General features: G+C 41.0%; 17 protein-coding genes. 13 read left to right on the forward strand and 4 right to left on the reverse strand.

The window, feature by feature from the left end; all coding sequences use genetic code 11:
• The first annotated feature begins 59 nt into the window (after nt 1-59).
• The 13 genes from QLG01_RS12510 to QLG01_RS12570 all read left to right on the forward strand — a co-directional run bounded on the left by QLG01_RS12510 (nt 60) and on the right by QLG01_RS12570 (nt 14,338).
• The gene (locus tag QLG01_RS12510; RefSeq protein WP_282496564.1) at nt 60-1,169 is read left to right on the forward strand and encodes an amidase; all 1,110 of its coding nucleotides are present in this window, start codon (nt 60-62) and stop codon (nt 1,167-1,169) included.
• 36 nt (nt 1,170-1,205) lie between these two features.
• On the forward strand, nt 1,206-2,354 hold the full coding sequence (locus QLG01_RS12515) for an acyl-CoA dehydrogenase family protein (RefSeq protein ID WP_282496912.1): 1,149 nt from the start codon (nt 1,206-1,208) through the stop codon (nt 2,352-2,354).
• A 25-nt stretch (nt 2,355-2,379) separates the two neighbouring features.
• Nucleotides 2,380-2,739 (forward strand): hypothetical protein, encoded by a 360-nt coding sequence (locus QLG01_RS12520; protein ID WP_000387554.1) that lies wholly within the window; start codon nt 2,380-2,382, stop codon nt 2,737-2,739.
• 4 nt (nt 2,740-2,743) lie between these two features.
• A complete protein-coding gene (locus QLG01_RS12525) occupies nt 2,744-3,277 on the forward strand; it encodes a nuclear transport factor 2 family protein (RefSeq protein ID WP_282496565.1) in 534 nt (177 codons plus the stop codon).
• A gap of 29 nt (nt 3,278-3,306) precedes the next feature.
• Nucleotides 3,307-4,584 carry an aromatic ring-hydroxylating dioxygenase subunit alpha gene (locus QLG01_RS12530; protein ID WP_013197690.1) on the forward strand — a complete coding sequence of 426 codons (1,278 nt, stop codon included), beginning with the start codon at nt 3,307-3,309 and terminating at the stop codon, nt 4,582-4,584.
• 10 nt (nt 4,585-4,594) lie between these two features.
• Nucleotides 4,595-5,080: an aromatic-ring-hydroxylating dioxygenase subunit beta gene (locus QLG01_RS12535; protein WP_004792056.1), complete on the forward strand. Its 486-nt coding sequence runs from the start codon at nt 4,595-4,597 to the stop codon at nt 5,078-5,080.
• Nucleotides 5,081-5,090: 10 nt separating this feature from the next.
• Nucleotides 5,091-5,828, forward strand: a complete 738-nt coding sequence (locus tag QLG01_RS12540; protein ID WP_049836819.1) for an SDR family oxidoreductase — start codon at nt 5,091-5,093, stop codon at nt 5,826-5,828.
• 34 nt (nt 5,829-5,862) lie between these two features.
• Nucleotides 5,863-6,816: a PDR/VanB family oxidoreductase gene (locus QLG01_RS12545; RefSeq protein ID WP_282496566.1), complete on the forward strand. Its 954-nt coding sequence runs from the start codon at nt 5,863-5,865 to the stop codon at nt 6,814-6,816.
• 45 nt (nt 6,817-6,861) lie between these two features.
• Nucleotides 6,862-7,818 (forward strand): p-hydroxyphenylacetate 3-hydroxylase reductase component, encoded by a 957-nt coding sequence (locus QLG01_RS12550; RefSeq protein WP_282496567.1) that lies wholly within the window; start codon nt 6,862-6,864, stop codon nt 7,816-7,818.
• A 198-nt stretch (nt 7,819-8,016) separates the two neighbouring features.
• Nucleotides 8,017-8,931, forward strand: coding sequence for a transcriptional regulator FeaR (gene feaR / locus QLG01_RS12555; protein WP_013197694.1), 915 nt, complete (start codon nt 8,017-8,019; stop codon nt 8,929-8,931).
• A gap of 209 nt (nt 8,932-9,140) precedes the next feature.
• The gene (gene tynA / locus QLG01_RS12560; protein WP_282496568.1) at nt 9,141-11,456 is read left to right on the forward strand and encodes a primary-amine oxidase; all 2,316 of its coding nucleotides are present in this window, start codon (nt 9,141-9,143) and stop codon (nt 11,454-11,456) included.
• Between the two features lie 144 nt (nt 11,457-11,600).
• Nucleotides 11,601-12,818 (forward strand): hypothetical protein, encoded by a 1,218-nt coding sequence (locus QLG01_RS12565; RefSeq protein WP_282496913.1) that lies wholly within the window; start codon nt 11,601-11,603, stop codon nt 12,816-12,818.
• Nucleotides 12,819-12,850: 32 nt separating this feature from the next.
• Nucleotides 12,851-14,338 carry an NAD-dependent phenylacetaldehyde dehydrogenase gene (locus tag QLG01_RS12570; RefSeq protein ID WP_192453910.1) on the forward strand — a complete coding sequence of 496 codons (1,488 nt, stop codon included), beginning with the start codon at nt 12,851-12,853 and terminating at the stop codon, nt 14,336-14,338.
• 58 nt (nt 14,339-14,396) lie between these two features.
• Here QLG01_RS12570 and pcaD read toward each other — a convergent pair whose 3' ends face one another.
• From pcaD to QLG01_RS12590, 4 genes are all read right to left on the reverse strand, one after another.
• Complete coding sequence (gene pcaD, locus QLG01_RS12575; RefSeq protein ID WP_192453909.1) at nt 14,397-15,176, reverse strand: 3-oxoadipate enol-lactonase; 780 nt, start codon at nt 15,174-15,176, stop codon at nt 14,397-14,399.
• Between the two features lie 10 nt (nt 15,177-15,186).
• Entirely contained in the window at nt 15,187-16,401 is a 1,215-nt protein-coding gene (gene pcaF, locus QLG01_RS12580) for a 3-oxoadipyl-CoA thiolase (RefSeq protein ID WP_282496569.1), read from the reverse strand.
• Nucleotides 16,402-16,818: 417 nt separating this feature from the next.
• Nucleotides 16,819-17,472 carry a 3-oxoacid CoA-transferase subunit B gene (locus tag QLG01_RS12585; RefSeq protein WP_282496571.1) on the reverse strand — a complete coding sequence of 218 codons (654 nt, stop codon included), beginning with the start codon at nt 17,470-17,472 and terminating at the stop codon, nt 16,819-16,821.
• 18 nt (nt 17,473-17,490) lie between these two features.
• A complete protein-coding gene (locus QLG01_RS12590) occupies nt 17,491-18,162 on the reverse strand; it encodes a 3-oxoacid CoA-transferase subunit A (protein ID WP_174745512.1) in 672 nt (223 codons plus the stop codon).
• Nucleotides 18,163-18,278 lie beyond the last annotated feature (116 nt).

The raw sequence follows: 18,278 nt of genomic DNA on the forward strand, positions 1-18,278 counted from the left end.
ACAATTCCATTAAATTTTCCGATATTTTAATTAATGGATAAAAATACATGGAAAAGTGAATGAATATTGTTAGCCAAAGCGTGCACAAAGGAAGTGGCAAGCTCAAGGTGATGGTCAAGGACACAATTGATATTCAAGGTCTGAAAACCATAGCTGGTAGTCGAGCTTTATTAAATGTTGAACCTGCTCAAGATGATGCTGAGGTGGTTAAAAACATTTTAAAAGCTGACTGTGAAATTATTGCCAAAACAAATTTGCACGAATTGGCTTTTGGTATTACAGGCATTAACCATGCTTTTGGTACACCCATCAACCCTAAATATCCTGAACTTATTCCAGGCGGCTCTTCGAGTGGTTCGGCTGCGGCAGTTGCAGCAAAACAAGCTGACTTTACTTTAGGTACCGACACGGGCGGCTCTATTCGTATGCCTGCTGCGTGCTGCGGAGTTTTTGGATTAAAGCCAACTTTTGGCCGTGTGAGCAGAAAAGGCGTATATCCGCCGTCGAGTTCTTTAGATTGTGTTGGTCCTTTTGCAAATTCAGTCGATATGATTGAAAAGGCTATGCAAATTATTGATCCAACTTTCAGACCTACTGAATTTACTCGTACACCAAAAATTGCGGTTTTAGATGTAAGCGCAGATGAGGTTGTTTGGAACTGTATCCATCAAGCACTTCAAAAAGCGAATTTACAGACCACTTCAGAAAAAGTTGAACATTTTGAAGCTGCTTATGATGCAGGCATGCAGATTATTAATTATGAAAATTGGCAAGCTTTTGGTGAATTAACCCAAACCGGCTTAATTGGTTCTGATGTCAATGGTCGTTTATTAAAAGCGGCACACACCACTTTAGAGCAAGTAAAACAAGCGGAAGCTGTGAAAGCGCAGCTCACCCAAGAACTCGATGCTTTATTAGAAAAATATGATGCATTGGTTCTACCGACACTTCCGCAAATTCCACCAAAAGTTTCTGAAGCTGAAAACACAGTCGCTTTTTTGAATCTAACCGGTTTAGTTCGACCATTTAATTTATCAGGTCATCCCGTTATTTCAGTGCCACTTGAAACCAGTGAAGGTTTGCCTGTGGGCTTACAGATCGTATCGAAGCATCAAAAAGATGAGCAATTATGCGCTATAGCTAAATTTTGTGTTGATGCAATGCAATAAATTACAAGGAGTTAGATGATGAATAAGTTGTCTAAAATGGAGTTTGCTTCTCAAGACAAAGCAGTTGACTTAGACGCTTTGTGTCAAGAAATTCGTGAACGTGCCTGTACAGGTGAATTTGATAATCAGGCCTATGTGAGCCAAGACGTTATTGAAAAGCTTAAGCAAATCGGTGTTTACCGTGCTTTGGTTCCGAAACGTTTTGGCGGTGACGAATGTTCACCACGACAGTTTTGTGAATTAATCGAGACATTATCTAAAGCTGATGGTTCAGTCGGTTGGGTGGCAAGTTTCGGTATGAGCCCTGCGTATTTAGGAAGTTTGCCAGAAGAAACGCTGAAAGAATTGTACCAAGACGGACCAGATGTGGTGTTTGCTGGAGGTATTTTTCCACCGCAACCTGCTGAAATTACCGATGAAGGTGTCGTGGTTCGTGGACGTTGGAAATTCTCAAGTGGCTGTATGGGAGCTGACATTGTTGGCGTGGGGATTTCACCGCTTAAAAATAATGAAATGCAAGGCTTACCTCGCATGGCAGTGATGCCTGCAAAAAAAGCTAAAATCGAAATGACTTGGGACACCGTTGGCCTAAAAGGTACGGGAAGCCATGATTTGGTGGTCGAAGATGTATTGGTCGAAAAGAAATGGACCTTTGTACGTGGTGAACCCTCAAAACTCAGCGAGCCATTTTTTAAATATCCGTCACTGTCTTTAGCGACTCAAGTATTAACCGTGGTGGGTATTGGTGTTGCAGCTGCCGCATTAGAAGAATTTGAAAAATTAGCACCGGGTAAAGCGTCCATTACAGGCGGGTCAGAAATTGCCAACCGCCCAGTGACTCAATATGAGTTCGCTCAAGCTGATGCAGAGTTTCAGGCTGCAAAATCTTGGTTTTATCAAACTATGGATATTGTTTGGAATGAAATTATTACTGGGCGTGAAGCAACTGCTGAACAAATTAGCGATATGCGTCTGGCATGTACCCATGCAGCGCGAGTTTGCGCCAAAGTCACCCGAAAAATGCAAATGCTCGCGGGCATGACAGCAATTTATACCAACAATCCATTTAGCCGCTTTGTGAATGACACCAACGTGGTGACTCAGCATGCTTTTATGGGCGATGCGACTTTACAAAATGCAGGCTCAATCAGTTTCGGGTTAAAGCCAACCCCAGGTTATTTATAAGTTTAATTTTTAAAAGGATATTGAGATGGAAGCTAAAAAATCATTACGCGTTTTGTTCTGCATGGGTATTAACCAAAACTTTTTTGATGCAGAACCTGCTGAAGCAAAAGCAGTTTGGGCAGCATTTGGTGAAATGTGGAATGGCATTCATGACTTACCGGGCGTACATGTTTTTGGAAATCTTGATGATGACCAAAGCATGGTTGGCCCAAGTGCAGGTTGGCCTTGGACTACGTACTTGCTTGCAGATGTTCCAGATATTGAAACAGTACACGCGGCTTGTAACTTGTTTAGAACGACCGTGGTGGGTGAAGGGCCATACAAACTTTGGAAATATTGCAAAGTTGAAGCTCGTGTTGGACGCGAATTAATTATCCAACGTTAAGGCGATGGCAATGAATGACAAAGTGAATTTTGCAGAAATCATAGAGCGACTAGAACAGTTAGAAGCGCACAACGCCATTCGTAATTGTCTGAACCGTTATATGGAAATCTGCGATGAGCTCAATGCAAATACAGACCTTGATGAGCTGATGAATCTTTTTGTTCAGGACTGTATTTGGGAAGGTATTGGCGAGAAATATGCCAAATCCTTTGGTCGTTATGATTCTTGGCAGTCGATTTACGACATGTTTAAAAGCTATACCCAAAAAGAGTCTCACTTTGTTATGAATGCACACTTTGTAAATTCAGAACAAATTTATGTAAATCAAAATGATGCAAAAGCTTCATGGCTGATGTTGCAGACTTCAACGTTTCAAGATGGCCGTAGTCATTTAAATGCAGCAAAGCTCAATGTGAAGTTTCAAAAGCAAGCAGATGGAACATGGAAAATTAAACATTTCCAAACACAGAATATTTTCAGTCGTCCCGTATCGCATTGGCACAGTGAAGCCGAACTGCCGGTACCTTCCGAGGAATGACCCAGGACATATTTAAAAGGACTATTGATATGAACAGTATTATCCCGACGCATAACATTGGCACTGATTACGATACTTTGGTTCAAAGTGACCGTGCTCATACTTCTCTTTATAAAGATGAACGCATTTTTGATGAAGAAATGGAAAAAATCTTTTATAGCACTTGGGTGTGGGTTGCACATGCCAGCGAAATTCCGGAAGGCGGAAGCTATAAAACCATTAACATCGGTAAACAGCCTGTTGTTGTGGTGCGTGACCGTAAAAAGAAAGTCCATGTACTTTTAAACCGTTGCCGTCACCGTGCAGCAACCGTATGCGAACATAAAAAGGGAAAAACAAATAGTTTTGTATGTCCGTACCACGGTTGGAGTTATGCACTTGACGGTAGTTTACGTGGTGTGCCATCTCCGGAAAGCTACGGTGATTGTTTAGATAAATCAGAATTACCACTGGTGAGTCTACGGGTAGAAGAATATAACGGCATGATCTTCGCTTCATTTAAAGAAGACATTCAACCGCTTGAAGAGTTCCTTGGGCCTGCGAAAAAATGGATTGACCTGTTTATGAAACAGGGCGCGGGTTATCCAATTAAAGTGTTGGGTGAACACCGTTTCCGTTTCCCGGGTAACTGGAAAATCCAGCTTGAAAATACCACCGATGCATATCACTTCCCGTTGGTACACAAGTCATTCTTGAGTTCTGTCGATGAAAAAACCGAAGAACTCTTTAACTTCGAGAACCAACCGGGCTTTGTTGAAGATTTAGGTAATGGTCACAGTGTCATGGTGATGATTCCTGAACTGGTTGATTTAGACGAAGAGCTCATGGAACGTCCAATTCAAGAGCGTTTTGAAGACTTGGCTCAAGCTTTGCGTGACGAAGGACATGAAGAATTAGAAGTACGCCGTATTGTTCGTGCAGTCGGTGGTTCTGGCTTTAACTTAAATTTATTCCCGAATATTGCATGTTCGATGGCGTTCTTCCGTGTGTTACAGCCAATTTCAGTTGCTGAAACAGAAATTCATCACTCGGTAATTACCATGGACGGTGGTCCACAAATTGCCAACCAATATCGCTTACGTTTGCATGAGCATTTTCAAGGCCCATTTGGTTTTGGTACGCCAGATGACTCTGAAGCTTGGGAACGCGTACAACACGGCGCCAATGCTGGTAATGATTTATGGATCATGCTTAACCGTGGTTTACCGGGCGAAGTCAAAACTGAAGATGGCTTAAAAAGTGATGTCAGTGCTGAAACAGGTATGCGAGCAGCATATCAGCAGTGGAAAAAGATGATGACGGCTTAAGGAGAGAGCAATGAATATGAATCTGCAATTATTAAATGAAGTCACTGCTTTCATCTGGGCTGAAGCAGATATGTTGGACCACAGTGAATACCGTGAATGGCTCAATTTATGGAATGAAAAAGGTGTTTATATCATTCCGATTGACCCAAACCTCACTGACTACGAAAACAACTTAAATTATGCCTATGACGATAATCATATGCGTACTTTACGTGTAGAGCGTCTGGAAAATGGTGAAGCAATTTCTACAGCACCTAAAGCCAATACTGTACGTAGTGTTTCTCGTGTACGTGTTATTCAAGATCAAGATAATGAGATCGTTTTGCGTTGTGCTCAAAACTTGCGCGAGTTCCGTAAAGAAAACCTCAAGCATTACACAGCTGATATTACTTACCATTTGACTCGTGATGCGGCTACAGGCTTTAAGATTAACCGTAAAATCATTAACTTGGTTAACTCAACCGATACCTTAGCTGGTATTAGCTACATTCTTTAGGAGCGGTAACATGAAACAAGTTGTTTTAGTGACAGGTGCTGCTTCTGGACTCGGTAATGTGATTGCTGAATATTTTGCGAGCCAAGGCCATCAAGTGATTTTGTCAGCCAGTACGCTTGAAAAAGCCGAAAATGCCAAGGCACAAAGTCAATATGCACAAAATATGTTTCCCTTGAAATTAGATATTTCGGTTGAAGCAGATTTTCATGCTGCGGTGCAATGGATTGAAGAGAAATTTTCTAAACTTGATGTGTTGATTAACAATGCCACCGTCACTAAAGCAACGCCAGTACTTGAAATTACCGCAGCCGATTTTGATTGGGTGACCCAAGTCAACCAACGCGGCACCTTTCAAGCTTGTCAAATTATTGGTCAATATATGGCTAAAAAAGGTTATGGACGCATCATTAATATGGCGTCTTTAGCGGGACAAAATGGCGGTACTGCAACGGGTGCACACTATGCGGCAACCAAAGGTGCCATTGTGACGTTAACCAAAATTTTTGCCAAAGAGTTTGCAGCAAAAGGGGTGACGGTCAATGCGGTTGCACCAGGTCCGATGGAGTCTCCAATCGTTCATAGTGTGGTGTCTGACGAAAAAATGGAACAGTTCATCCAAAATATTCCGGTTAAAGCCTTAGGAAGTATGCATTTTATTGCTGAAACTTGTGGGTTGCTCGCAAGTCCAAATGCGGGGTTTGTGACTGGTGCAACATGGGATATTAACGGTGGTTTATTCATGCGTTAAGCCAATAGGCTACGCATGAAAAGGGAGTTAAATCATGACTACACTTTATGATGTTGTCGTTAAAAATCGCCATGTGGAAGGTGGAAATATTGCAGTCATGGAATTTGAATCTGCAACTTCTACAACATTGCCAAAAGTTGAAGCGGGTGCGCATATTGATGTGCACTTACCGAATGGCATGGTGCGCCAATATTCACTTTGTCAAAATCCAAATGACGAAGGTAAGTTCCGGCTTGGAATTTTGCGTGACCCTGAATCACGTGGTGGCTCAGTCTCGGCTTTTGATGAAATTAAAGATGGGATGCAAATTCAGGTCAGTGAACCAAAAAACTTATTCCCACTTTTAAAAGCTAAACACAGTGTCTTGATTGGCGGTGGAATTGGAATTACGCCGTTAATCACGATGGCATATCAACTTGCACACGAAGGCGAATCATTTGAGCTTCACTACTGTGGTGCTAGCCCTGAACACTGCGCTTTTGTTGATGAAATTAAAAAAGGTGAGTTAGCAAAATACACAACCTTCCATTTTAAATCCGAAGGTGCAAGCCACAGAGCATTTTTTGAATCTGCCATTAAAGATATTGACTCGGAAAGCCATATTTACACGTGTGGTCCAGTCGGTTTCATGGACTGGGTGATTAACCTTGCCACGACTCACGATTTTCCTGAACAGCAAATCCACAAAGAATATTTCCAAGTTGAAACTGATACATCTGGAGATTCATTTGAGGTGGTGGCTGAGCGTAGCGGAAAAATCATTATGGTTGAAGCTGGCGAAACCATTTTGCAGGCTTTGGCTAAAGAAGGGATCGACATTGAAATGTCTTGCGAGCAAGGCGTATGCGGAACCTGCATGTGTGATGTGATTGAAGGTGAACCTGATCATCGAGATGTTTATTTTACTGATGAAGAAAAAGCCAGTAATGAACAAATATTGGTGTGCTGTTCGCGCTCTAAAACACCGAGATTAGTTTTAGATATCTAATGTTCTCGCGATTTATATGGATGTAAGAGAAGGTTTAGGAGAAAGATGATGAATGTATTACAACAAATAGATGAGTTTACGGTCGATCCACTACAGTTCCGACGAGCATTAGGAAATTTTGCAACAGGCGTTACCATTATTACTGCACAAAATGCACAAGGTGAGAAAGTCGGTGTAACCGCAAATAGTTTTAACTCGGTGTCACTAGACCCACCACTTATTTTGTGGAGTATTGATAAAAAATCTTCAAGTTTTTCAGTATTTGAAGAAGCGACACATTTTGCAGTCAATATTTTATCGGGTACCCAAATTGAGCTGTCTAATAAGTTTTCGAGACGCAATATTGATAAATTTGCAGACACCAATTTTCAACTTGGTGCAGGACGTACACCAATCTTAGAAAATTGTTCTGCTGTGTTTGAGTGCGAACGCTATCAAGTGATTGAAGGTGGTGACCACTGGATTATTGTTGGCAAAGTGGTTCGTTTCCATGACCAAGGCCGAAGCCCGCTAGTTTACCATCAGGGTGCATATTCTTGTGTCATGCCGCATCCAAGCCTTCAAGTTAAGCAAACTGAAGAGAATGGCGTAGACCAAACACATTATGGGCATTTATATAATAATGTTTGCTATTTGATGAGTCGTGCTTTTAAAGCGTATCAAACCGACTATATCCCTAAGCAAATGGCTTCTGGTTTTCGTACCAGTGAATCACGTCTTTTACTCGTTTTAGCCAGTGGTACTGCTTCAAGTAAGGAAGATTTACCGCGTGATATTGCTATGCCAATGCAGGAAGTTGAACGGTCGGCTGAAATTCTAAAATTTGAAGGGTTATTGGTTGATCACGATAATTTGTATGCATTGACCGAGAAAGGTAAACAAACAGCACAGTATTTGTTTGATATTGCCGATAGCCATCAAAATGAGGTGTTTAAAAAGTATTCTGAGGAACAAAAGGATATTTTTATTACCATGCTGCGAGATTTTGCAGGAGTAGCATAAGTCCCATTAAGCTGATAAATTGAATTGATTTATCAGCTTCTTTACATCTAGCTGACTATCATCAAAACAATTCCAAGGATAAGGAATTTTTGGCACACAATTTGTTTATCAATAAAACATGATTGTAAATAAGCCAAGACAGTGCACCACCACAAATGCAAAATTTTGAGCGGTTGCACATGTATAGAGAGGTAAGGGATGAACCAATATGTAAGCGATGCATTACTCACATGGACGCACCATATTAAAAGTGTGTGCGGCAATTTTGAAACCGATTTTGACGGAACCCGTAATTTATTCATTGGTGAAGTTCAGTGCTTTTTATTGGGCGATACCGAAATTGCTTTTATTAAAAACAATGCCAATAAAATTGTCCGAAAAGCCGATGAAATTGATCGAGTGAATAATCGTTTTTGTTTTTTGATTTTGCAGTATTCGGGAAAAATGCTGCTTGAGTATAAAAATGAAACCTTAAGCCTAAATGAAGGCGATATTGTGTTGGTCGACCCAGTCGAAACAATTTCGATGTATCCGCAAGGTTTGGTAAGTCAGATTTCAGTCCATCTGTCGCGTGAAAAATTACTTAAAGAAAATATTAGTACCGAATATTTTGGAAAACTGATTACGCAAAATATGAGTGGTTTTTTACTCAAGAATATTTTGAAAAATATGTCTGCTGAAAACATCAAACTTTGGTATGCAACCGAAGATGGTAATGCTTTTGAAGATGCGTTAATTGCCTTAATCAAACCGACAATTAATTATAAAAATATTAATAGCTCAAATAATCTTATGGAAAAAGCTGAGCGTTATATTATAGAAAATTTAGCAAAACCAGATTTAACACCTAAATTAATTGCAGAGCATATTGGGGTGTCGCTACGTCATCTCTATCGGCTGTTTCTGCAAGAAAATTTATCTATTAACAAGTATATACAGCTCAAACGCCTAGAAAAAGTCAAAGCAGATTTGCTTGATAAAAGAAATAAACAAAGCTCAATTACCCAAGTTGCCTTGAAATGGGGTTTTTGGGACGGCGCTCATTTCTCAAAAATCTTTAAAAAGACTTATGGTATTTCTCCTAAAGAATTTAGAGAGGGTATCTCGGTTTAAAACTTTCATCTCTCAATGTCATTTTTAGACAAGTTCGACGTCATTCTTGAACAAGCTAGTCCTATGTAACTGTGTTGAAATTAAATTCATTAGAGCAGGCTAGATAAGCTTAATAATCATAAAACTATTAAGTTAATCTAATTAATTTCACTCACAGGAAAGTGCATTTTAACTGTCTGATTCAGATAGTTCAGGGATAGATGAAAAGGATGAAACCAATGCGTAAACAACGATTATTGAATGACATACAAAAAATACTGGCACTTAACTTATCAATCGCTGCAAGCTTTTGGGGAATCAATACTCAAGCGTTTGCTCATGGTGGACATGCCGAAATGGTCTCACTTTATCAGAACATGAGTGAGCAAGGTGCTAAAGTTGTTAAAGACGATTTTACCAATACTTATATGATCACCAAAGGTTCTATGGTGGTTCGAGCTAAACCCAATTCAGATCAGGTTTTGGTGAACGGCAAACCTTTCAAGCTCAGCGTGCCTTTACTAATTAAAGATGGTAAGCCTGTTATTGGAAAAGATTTCTTTAATGAAGTATTCCAGTCTGGGTTAGATCAAACTTTCAAAATTGAAAATACGTTTCACCCGCTCAATAGCTTAAATTCCGATGAAATTAAAAAGACATTTGATGTGATTAACCGCTCAAAATATGCCTATAAAAATATGCGTTTTGCAGAGTTAAAACTTAAAGAGCCTGAAAAAGCAAAAGTTTGGGATTACTTTATTAATCACAAAGAATTTAAAGAAGATCGTATTGCCTCATTTATTTTATTAAAGGGGAGTCAAGCGATTGAAGGTGAAGTGAATCTTAACACTCAACAAGTCACCAAATGGAATGTACTGAAAGACACTCATGGAATGGTGTTACTCGATAATTTTGAAGCCGTACAGCGTGTAATTGAAACGAGTAAAGAATATCAGGAAGCTTTACGCAAACGCGGCATTACCGATGTGAAGAAAGTGATTGCTACACCGCTAACTGTTGGATATTTTGGCGGTAAAGATGGGCTTGATAAACAACTCAATATATTAAAAGTTGTTGCTTATCTCGATGTAGGGGATGGTAACTACTGGGCGCATCCAATTGAAAATTTAGTTGCTGTAGTCGATTTAGATAAAGAAAAAATTATCAAGATTGAAGAAGGCGCAATCATTCCTGTGCCAATGGCAAATCGACCTTATATGTCGAATAAGCCCGTAGCAAGTAAGCTAAAACCACTTAATATTACTGAACCTGAGGGCAAAAACTTTAGCATTACTGGCCAAACCATACATTGGGGGAACTGGTGTTTGCATGTGGCGTTAGATTCTCGTGTTGGCTTACAACTTTCAACCGTGACCTATAAAGATAAAGGTGTGAAGCGTAAAGTCATGTATGAAGGGAACTTGGGGGGAATGGTAGTTCCATATGGCGACCCTGATATTGGTTGGTACTTCAAATCTTATTTGGACTCTGGCGAATATGGTATGGGAACACTTACCTCATCTATTCTTCCGGGAACTGATGCACCCGACAACGCTGTTTTACTTGATGCCGTGATTGCAGACTATAAAGGCCAGCCACAAGTGATTCCAAATGCCATTGCCGTGTTTGAACGTTATGCTGGGCCTGAATATAAACATCACGAAATTTTTGGTAATCAAGATGCCAGTGAAGCCCGCCGTGAACTTGTTGTGCGCTGGATTAGTACGGTTGGAAACTACGATTACATGTTTGACTGGGTATTTGCCCAAAATGGTGTAATTGGGATTAATGCGGGTGCAACGGGTATTGAAGCTGTTAAAGGCGTTAAATCACGCACCATGCATGACAGTACCGCCAAAGAAGACACCAAATATGGAACTTTAATTGACCATAATATTGTGGGTACAACGCATCAGCACATCTATAACTTCCGCTTAGACATGGATGTAGATGGGGAAAACAACAGCTTTATGCATATGGACCCTGTGGTGAAAGCCAATGACAAAGGTGGTGTTCGTACAAGCTCAATGCAAATTGACAGTAAAGTCATTACGAATGAGCAAAATGCGGCTGAAAAATTTGATCCATCCACTATTCGCTTACTCACGAATTTCAACAAGGAAAATAAATTAGGCAATCCGGTTTCTTACCAACTCATTCCGTTTGCAGGTGGAACACACCCTGTGGCAAAAGGAGCCAATTTCTCTAAAGATGAATGGTTATTTAAACGTTTGAACTTTATGGATAAGCAAATTTGGGTGACTCAGTACAACCCAGACGAACGCTATCCAGAAGGGAAATATTCAAACCGTTCAACTCATGATACAGGGTTAGGACAATTCATTGGCAACAATGAAAATATTGAAAATAAAGACCTTGTAGTGTGGATGACAACAGGAACAACCCATGTGGCACGTGCTGAAGAGTGGCCAATCATGCCAACAGAATGGGTAAATACACTCATCAAACCTTGGAACTTCTTTGACAGTACCCCGACTTTAAACTTGGGTGAAGACGAGCAAAACACACAGCACGACCATCACTAAACGGGTGCATGATCTAGAGTGGGTAACGAATCGGTTACCCACACTTGAGCACGGTTAGGCCGTTCGCAAAAAAGGAATTTCTCAATGAAAAATTTATTTTCTCAGGTTGTGAGAGGGACTCTCTTTGTCTCATTTTTTTCAACTGTGCATGCTGGTGAAATTGAAATTAAACCGACTTTTGAAGCAACTTTTGGGGCTTTTAGTAGCGGTAAAAGCTATAACGGCGAAAACCTAGAGGATGAAAGAATCAATTGGCAAGAAGGCCACCTTAAATATGGTGCGAAAGGACAATACACCTTTAAAAACAATCAGCTCTATGCAAGCTTGAGCGGTATTAGCTCGGCAACATTTGATGATGGTGACGCAGGCCAAAATAGTAATGGCAAAGAACGTAAAACAGATGTGAATGAATGGATCATTGGTTTTAAAGACGGCAGCAATAAAGATGAGTTAACGACCTATGATTTAAGTATGGGTCGACAAAATATCATGATTGGTGACGGGTTCTTCATTGCGGGTGATGCATTAAATCTCGGTAAAGCGCCTGCGGACGGTACACTAGATCGGGGCGGAGCATATTATCTGGCAGCTCGTCGAAGCTTTGATTTTACAAGTTTGCTTCAATACAAACCGCAAGAGAATACAACGCTAAAGCTGGCTTATTTAAAGTCAAACAATAAAGCACAATTTTCACCAGAATTGTTTGTGACTGATCTGATGTATCAGCTTAAAGATAAGGGCGTTGGGTTTACCTATTTAAATGTATTAGACCTTGAAGATGCTGAACAGGTTTCAGGACGACAAGACCTTAAAAATTATGCTTTACGCTTGAATTATCAACCTTTGCCAGAGCTGCAAGTTAAAACTGAGTTTGTAGTTCAAGATAAAAAAGATAGCCACGAAAATGCTGGCTACTTAGCGCTGAACTATAACTTTTTATCTTCAAAATATACGCCTTCATTCGGTTACCGTTTTAGTCATTTTTCAGACCAATACGACCCTATGTTTTATGGAAATACAGTCGGCTTTGGTACATGGTTTCAGGGCGAAGTTGCCGGAAACTATGCTGGTCCATTTAATAAAAATGCAGATATTCATCAAGTTTCTTACATGATGAACTTAAAAGAAAATTTTATGTTGGGTGCTTTGGCCTATAAGTTCAAAACAGTAAATAAGTCTTTAACTAATGTAGACGGACATGAGCTGGATGTTTTTTCGGTCTGGTCGGTTAATAAAAAATTCAATGTTATTCCTTTAGTGGGACTCTATAAACCAAAACACGATATCCATAGTGGTGGTACTCAAAACTACGATGACAAGACCAATGTATATGCGCAGTTGATTCTGCAATACATCTATTAATAGATCTTTTTAAATGAATTGAGAGAAATAAAATGAGTGAAGTTCAGATTTTACAAAGCGTACAGCAATTTATGGCACGTCAACATGGACACTTTATTGATGGAAAGTTAGTTGCTGCCGAGCATTTAGACAAAGTGGATATTGTAAATCCATCGACTGAACAAGTTGTTGCTCAAATTAGTATTGGTAGTCAACACGATGTCGAAAATGCGGTGAAAAGTGCTGAACATGCTTTTCAAAATGCTTGGGCTGAAACTACGCCGTATGAACGTGGCGTTAAACTGACCAAGCTAGCAGATTTAATTGAGCAATATGGTGAAGAGCTTGCACAGCTCGAGTCGTTGTCTACTGGAAAACTTATCAATATTTCAAGACATCTTGAAGTCGCACAATCTGTTATTTTCTTAAGATATTTTGCGGGTTGGGCAACTAAAATTAATGGTCAAACCATGCAACCCTCTATTCCTTCTATGCAAGGTGAGAAATATACGGCCTTTACTTTAAGACAACCGATTGGTGTGGTTGCAGGGATTGTGCCTTGGAATTTTTCGCTGATGATTGGTGTTTGGAAAATCGGCTCAGCTTTAACAACTGGCTGTACCATTGTGCTTAAACCAAGTGAGTTTGCCAGCTTATCTTTATTACGTTTAGCTGAACTTGCCATTGAGGCAGGTATTCCAGCGGGTGTAATTAATGTGGTTACGGGTAAGGGGGAGACAGGACAATATTTAATTGAATCATCGCTGGTTAAGAAAGTCTCTTTTACAGGTTCAGTGCCCACAGGTATTGCGATTGGTAAACTTGCGATGAGCAGTGATTTAACTCGGGTAAGTCTAGAGTTGGGCGGTAAAAATGCTATAGCCGTCTTGGCTGATGCAAATATTGATGAGATTTTACCGACTTTGCTCCAAGCAACTTTTGTACATCAAGGTCAAGTTTGTGCATCGCCAGAGCGGTTTTTTGTACACCATACAAAATATGATGAACTAGTCGAGAAACTCTCTAGAGCACTTTCGCAGTTTAAAATTGGATCGGCTATGGATGAAGGAAGTATGTTTGGTCCACTCTCTAATCAGCCACATTTTAATAAAGTGAAACATTATTTAGATATGGCTAAAGCCAATAACCAGATTATTGCAGGGGGTAAGGCTCTAGATCAGATAGGGTATTTTGTACAGCCGACTTTAATTTCCTTTAAAAATACAGATGATCCTTTATTTTCTGAGGAAACTTTTGGTCCGGTAGTCGGTGTAATGCCGTTCGACACTGACGAAGAACTTATTCAGCTCATGAATCAGTCTCGTTTTGGTTTAACCGCAAGTATTTGGACAAATGACTTATCTAAAGCTTTACGTTTAATTCCTAAAATTGAAGCAGGGACCTTGTGGGTCAATATGCATACGTTCTTAGATCCATCTGTTCCATTTGGCGGGGTAAAAGCTTCAGGAATTGGCAGAGAGTTTTCAGATGCATTTATTGAGGATTACACCGAATTAAAATCGGTCATGATTCGGTATTAAGTTTAAAAGTTACAAGATAAAAAAATGGCCTTTATAGGCCATTTTTGAATCATTAGAACTAACCTAATAAAAAATCTTTTAGGATTTTATTAAAAGCTTCTGGCTGTTCTACATTGGAAATATGAGAGGCATCTATTTCTGCAAGTTTTGATTGTGGAATGCGTTGCTGCATAAATTCACCATCTGCAACAGTAGTTACTGGGTCTTGAGTTCCAGCAACGACTAATACCGGAATTTTGATGTCTTTTAACTGCTCACGGACATCCGCTTTAGCCAAAGCCTCACAACAATTGGCATAACCCATTGCGCTGCCAGCACTTAAGTCGTTACACAGGTTGTTGACGATTGAAGGATGACTTTGGATAAAGGGATCTGTAAACCATCGCGAAGCTGCTGTAGCGGCGATTGGTTGTAAACCTTGCTCACGTACTAATTTTGCACGGTCAAGCCATGCTTGTTCTTGTCCAATTTTAGCGGCAGTATTTGCAACAATGACATGACTAAAACGGTCAGGGTAGTGAATTGCCAGCCATTGACCAGTTAAACCACCCATAGAAATACCACAAAAAGCAGCTTTGCTAACATTCAGATGATCTAGTAAACGGACAACATCTTCACCTAATTGCTTTACAGTGTAAGGACCTTCAGGCGTAGATGATGAACCGTGGCCACGTGTGTCATAGCAGATGACAAAAAATTGATCTTTTAACTCATTAAACTGTTTTTGCCACATGCCATAGTTAGTGCCCAAAGAATTGGAAAATACCAGAGCAGGGGAAGATGGCTCGCCAAAAGTTTGATAGTTAATTTGTGCATCGGCAGATTGAAAAGATGGCATTTGTTTCTCCTTAAAGTGCTTCAACACGTTCAATAATCAAAGCAATGCCTTGACCTACACCAATACACATTGAACACAAAGCATAACGACCGCCTGTCTGTTCAAGCTGGTTTAGGGCTGTAGTCACTAAGCGTGCACCTGACGCACCAAGTGGATGACCCAAAGCAATTGCACCACCGTTTGGATTTACCTTGTCAGAATCGTCTGGCAAACCTAAATCACGAGTCACGGCCAAAGCTTGTGCAGCAAAAGCTTCGTTAAGCTCAATCACTTCCATCTGCTCTAAAGTCAGGTTGGCTTGTTTAAGTAATTTTTTAATGGCTGGTGCCGGAGCAAAACCCATAATGCGTGGTTCTACACCCACTGCTGTTGAAGCAATGATCTTGGCACGCGGTTTTAAGTTATAGGCCTTAACTGCCTCATCAGAAGCAATCAGTAGTGCCGCTGCACCATCGTTAATACCTGAAGCATTACCTGCAGTCACAGAACCATCTGCTTTAACCACAGGTTTAAGTTTGCTTAAAGCTTCAAGTGTAGTTGATGCACGTGGGTGCTCATCGGTATCAATCACAACAGCATCGCCCTTACGCTGAGGGATTTCAACTGCCACGATTTCTTTAGAAAAAAAGCCTTTGGCTTGCGCGCTTGCGGTGCGTTGTTGGCTCACCAAGGCAAACTGGTCCTGATCTGCACGATTAACGTTGAACTGTTCAGCGACGTTTTCGGCAGTCTGGGGCATGGTGTCTACACCATACAATTCTTTAAGTTTAGGGTTAATGAAACGCCAGCCCATGGTGGTGTCTTCAATCTTCTGGCTACGGCCAAAAGCACTGTCAGACTTACCCATCACATAAGGAGCACGGCTCATGCTTTCTACACCACCTGCAATCACCAAGTTTGCTTCACCTGCTTTAATGGCGCGGGCAGCAATGGCAATGGCATCGAGTGAAGAACCACACAAACGGTTAATGGTGGTTGCTGGCACCTGGTACGGCAAACCAGCAAGCAGTGCTGACATACGACCGACGTTACGGTTATCTTCACCGGCTTGGTTAGCACAGCCATAGATCACATCATCGACCTGTTCCCAATCTACATTCGGATTACGCTGCATGAGCGCTTTAATCGGCACAGCACCAAGGTCATCGGCACGGACAGGTGCAAGGCCACCGGCATAACGGCCAAATGGAGTACGGATGGCATCGATGATATAAGCGTTTTTCATTCTAACTTTCGTCCTTTACTTCAGGCCTTTTTAGCCATTCTCCGTAAGTATTTCGTGGTGGCGACATGGACGTCGCCTCGTTACTCAGCACAACTGGGATGTTGTGTCTGAGTAACAAAGGTTTTTGGTTACTTTTTTAAAAAAGTGACACGAATTAACTGGTGGCATTTGACTTAAACAGATAAGACCCCGTTGTGATGATTTACAAATTTTCATATCAACGGATAACATCACGGCTGTAATCTACTGTGATATCCGTAGGTCTGTTGCATAAGCGATACCTTACTTTTGAAAGGTCAAAAGTAACAAAAACCTGTGTTGAACAGAGGAGGCTTCCTTGCCTCCCTGTCCAACGGGCGCCATCCATGTCGCCTGTCACGATACAGAATGCTGTAATAGATTTTTGCTATGCAAACCTTACCTTTGAGTCGCATCAGTCAAAGTTGCACCAGTCAAAGCCTGTAACTCATCAAAGCTAAGACCTTCCACTTTCTCAATCACCTTTAAACCATCTTTAGTCACATCAATCACACAAAGATCGGTGTAAATACGGTCAACGCAGTGTTTACCCGTAACCGGATAGCTCAGCTCAGCTACAATCTTTGGCTCACCTTGCTTGGTCACATGGTCTGTGGTGATAAATACTTTTTTAGCACCTACAGCCAAATCCATCGCACCACCTACCGCAGGAATCGCATCCGGTGCACCCGTGTGCCAGTTCGCCAAGTCACCATTCGCTGCAACCTGAAATGCGCCAAGCACGGCAATATCAAGGTGTCCACCACGCATCATCGCAAATGAGTCACCATGATGGAAAAAGCTGCCGCCTTCAAGCATGGTTACAAACTCTTTACCCGCATTAATCAGTTCTGGGTCTTCTTCACCTGCCGCTGGCGGTGGGCCAAATGCCAACAGGCCATTTTCAGAATGAAGAAAAATATCTTTGTCGTTAGGTAAGTAGCTTGCAATCTTAGTCGGTAAACCAATACCCAAGTTCACATAGGCACCATCTGGAATATCTTGTGCCACACGTTTTGCAATCTGGTCACGGCTGAGTTTCTGGTAGCTCATGTTATTTCTCCTTATTGCTTACTGTGCGGGCTGTACTTGAACAACGTGCTGTACAAAAATACCTGGGGTGATGATGTGTTCTGGATCTAGGCCACCTAGCTCAACCACCTCAGAAACCTGAACAATCGTGACATCAGCAGCCATAGCCATAATCGGGCCAAAGTTACGTGCAGATTTACGGTAAACCAGATTGCCCCAACGGTCGCCTTTGTAAGCTTTAATCAAGGCAAAGTCAGCTTTAATCGGATATTCGAGTACGTAGTCTTTACCATCAATTTCACGGGTTTCTTTACCTTCTGCTAAAAGTGTTCCAAAGCCCGTTGGGGTAAACACAGCACCAAGTCCCATACCAGCAGCTTGAATACGACATGCCAGATTACCTTGCGGCACCACTTCAAGCTCGACTTTTCCGGCACGGTACAGCTCATCAAACACATAAGAGTCTGATTGGCGTGGGAAAGAACAGATCACTTTTTTAACCGAACCAGCTTTAAGCAGTTTCGCCAGACCATAATCGCCATTACCAGCGTTATTGCTGACAATCGTTAAATCTTTAATACCGAGTTCAATCAGTCCATCAATGAGTTCAGCGGGTTGTCCTGCGGTACCAAAACCACCAATCAGAATGGTTGCACCATCTTTAATCTGCGATAGTACCTCGCTAAGAGAGGACTTACTTTTGTCAATCATGTGAGAAACCTTAGAGCATGAGGTAACGTAATGTTATTACTAACGCTAAAAATTTATTTAAATTCTTAATGGTAGTAATAAATGGAATAAATTTTGTGAGTCAAAAGCGAACTTTT

It is taken from the genome of Acinetobacter sp. V89_4, assembly GCF_029967875.1.
Taxonomy (GTDB): Bacteria; Pseudomonadota; Gammaproteobacteria; order Pseudomonadales; family Moraxellaceae; genus Acinetobacter; species Acinetobacter oleivorans.

What these genes read in the sequence shown, in the direction of transcription:
- feaR (WP_013197694.1), top strand. Translation starts at nt 8,017, where the DNA reads ATGAACCAATATGTAAGCGATGCATTACTCACATGGACGCACCATATT.
- QLG01_RS12540 (WP_049836819.1), top strand. Translation starts at nt 5,091, where the DNA reads ATGAAACAAGTTGTTTTAGTGACAGGTGCTGCTTCTGGACTCGGTAAT.
- QLG01_RS12520 (WP_000387554.1), top strand. Translation starts at nt 2,380, where the DNA reads ATGGAAGCTAAAAAATCATTACGCGTTTTGTTCTGCATGGGTATTAAC.
- QLG01_RS12525 (WP_282496565.1), top strand. Translation starts at nt 2,744, where the DNA reads ATGGCAATGAATGACAAAGTGAATTTTGCAGAAATCATAGAGCGACTA.
- QLG01_RS12590 (WP_174745512.1), bottom strand. Translation starts at nt 18,162, where the DNA reads ATGATTGACAAAAGTAAGTCCTCTCTTAGCGAGGTACTATCGCAGATT.
- pcaF (WP_282496569.1), bottom strand. Translation starts at nt 16,401, where the DNA reads ATGAAAAACGCTTATATCATCGATGCCATCCGTACTCCATTTGGCCGT.
- QLG01_RS12515 (WP_282496912.1), top strand. Translation starts at nt 1,206, where the DNA reads ATGGAGTTTGCTTCTCAAGACAAAGCAGTTGACTTAGACGCTTTGTGT.
- QLG01_RS12530 (WP_013197690.1), top strand. Translation starts at nt 3,307, where the DNA reads ATGAACAGTATTATCCCGACGCATAACATTGGCACTGATTACGATACT.
- QLG01_RS12545 (WP_282496566.1), top strand. Translation starts at nt 5,863, where the DNA reads ATGACTACACTTTATGATGTTGTCGTTAAAAATCGCCATGTGGAAGGT.
- QLG01_RS12585 (WP_282496571.1), bottom strand. Translation starts at nt 17,472, where the DNA reads ATGAGCTACCAGAAACTCAGCCGTGACCAGATTGCAAAACGTGTGGCA.
- QLG01_RS12510 (WP_282496564.1), top strand. Translation starts at nt 60, where the DNA reads ATGAATATTGTTAGCCAAAGCGTGCACAAAGGAAGTGGCAAGCTCAAG.
- QLG01_RS12535 (WP_004792056.1), top strand. Translation starts at nt 4,595, where the DNA reads ATGAATATGAATCTGCAATTATTAAATGAAGTCACTGCTTTCATCTGG.
- tynA (WP_282496568.1), top strand. Translation starts at nt 9,141, where the DNA reads ATGAAACCAATGCGTAAACAACGATTATTGAATGACATACAAAAAATA.
- pcaD (WP_192453909.1), bottom strand. Translation starts at nt 15,176, where the DNA reads ATGCCATCTTTTCAATCTGCCGATGCACAAATTAACTATCAAACTTTT.
- QLG01_RS12550 (WP_282496567.1), top strand. Translation starts at nt 6,862, where the DNA reads ATGATGAATGTATTACAACAAATAGATGAGTTTACGGTCGATCCACTA.
- QLG01_RS12570 (WP_192453910.1), top strand. Translation starts at nt 12,851, where the DNA reads ATGAGTGAAGTTCAGATTTTACAAAGCGTACAGCAATTTATGGCACGT.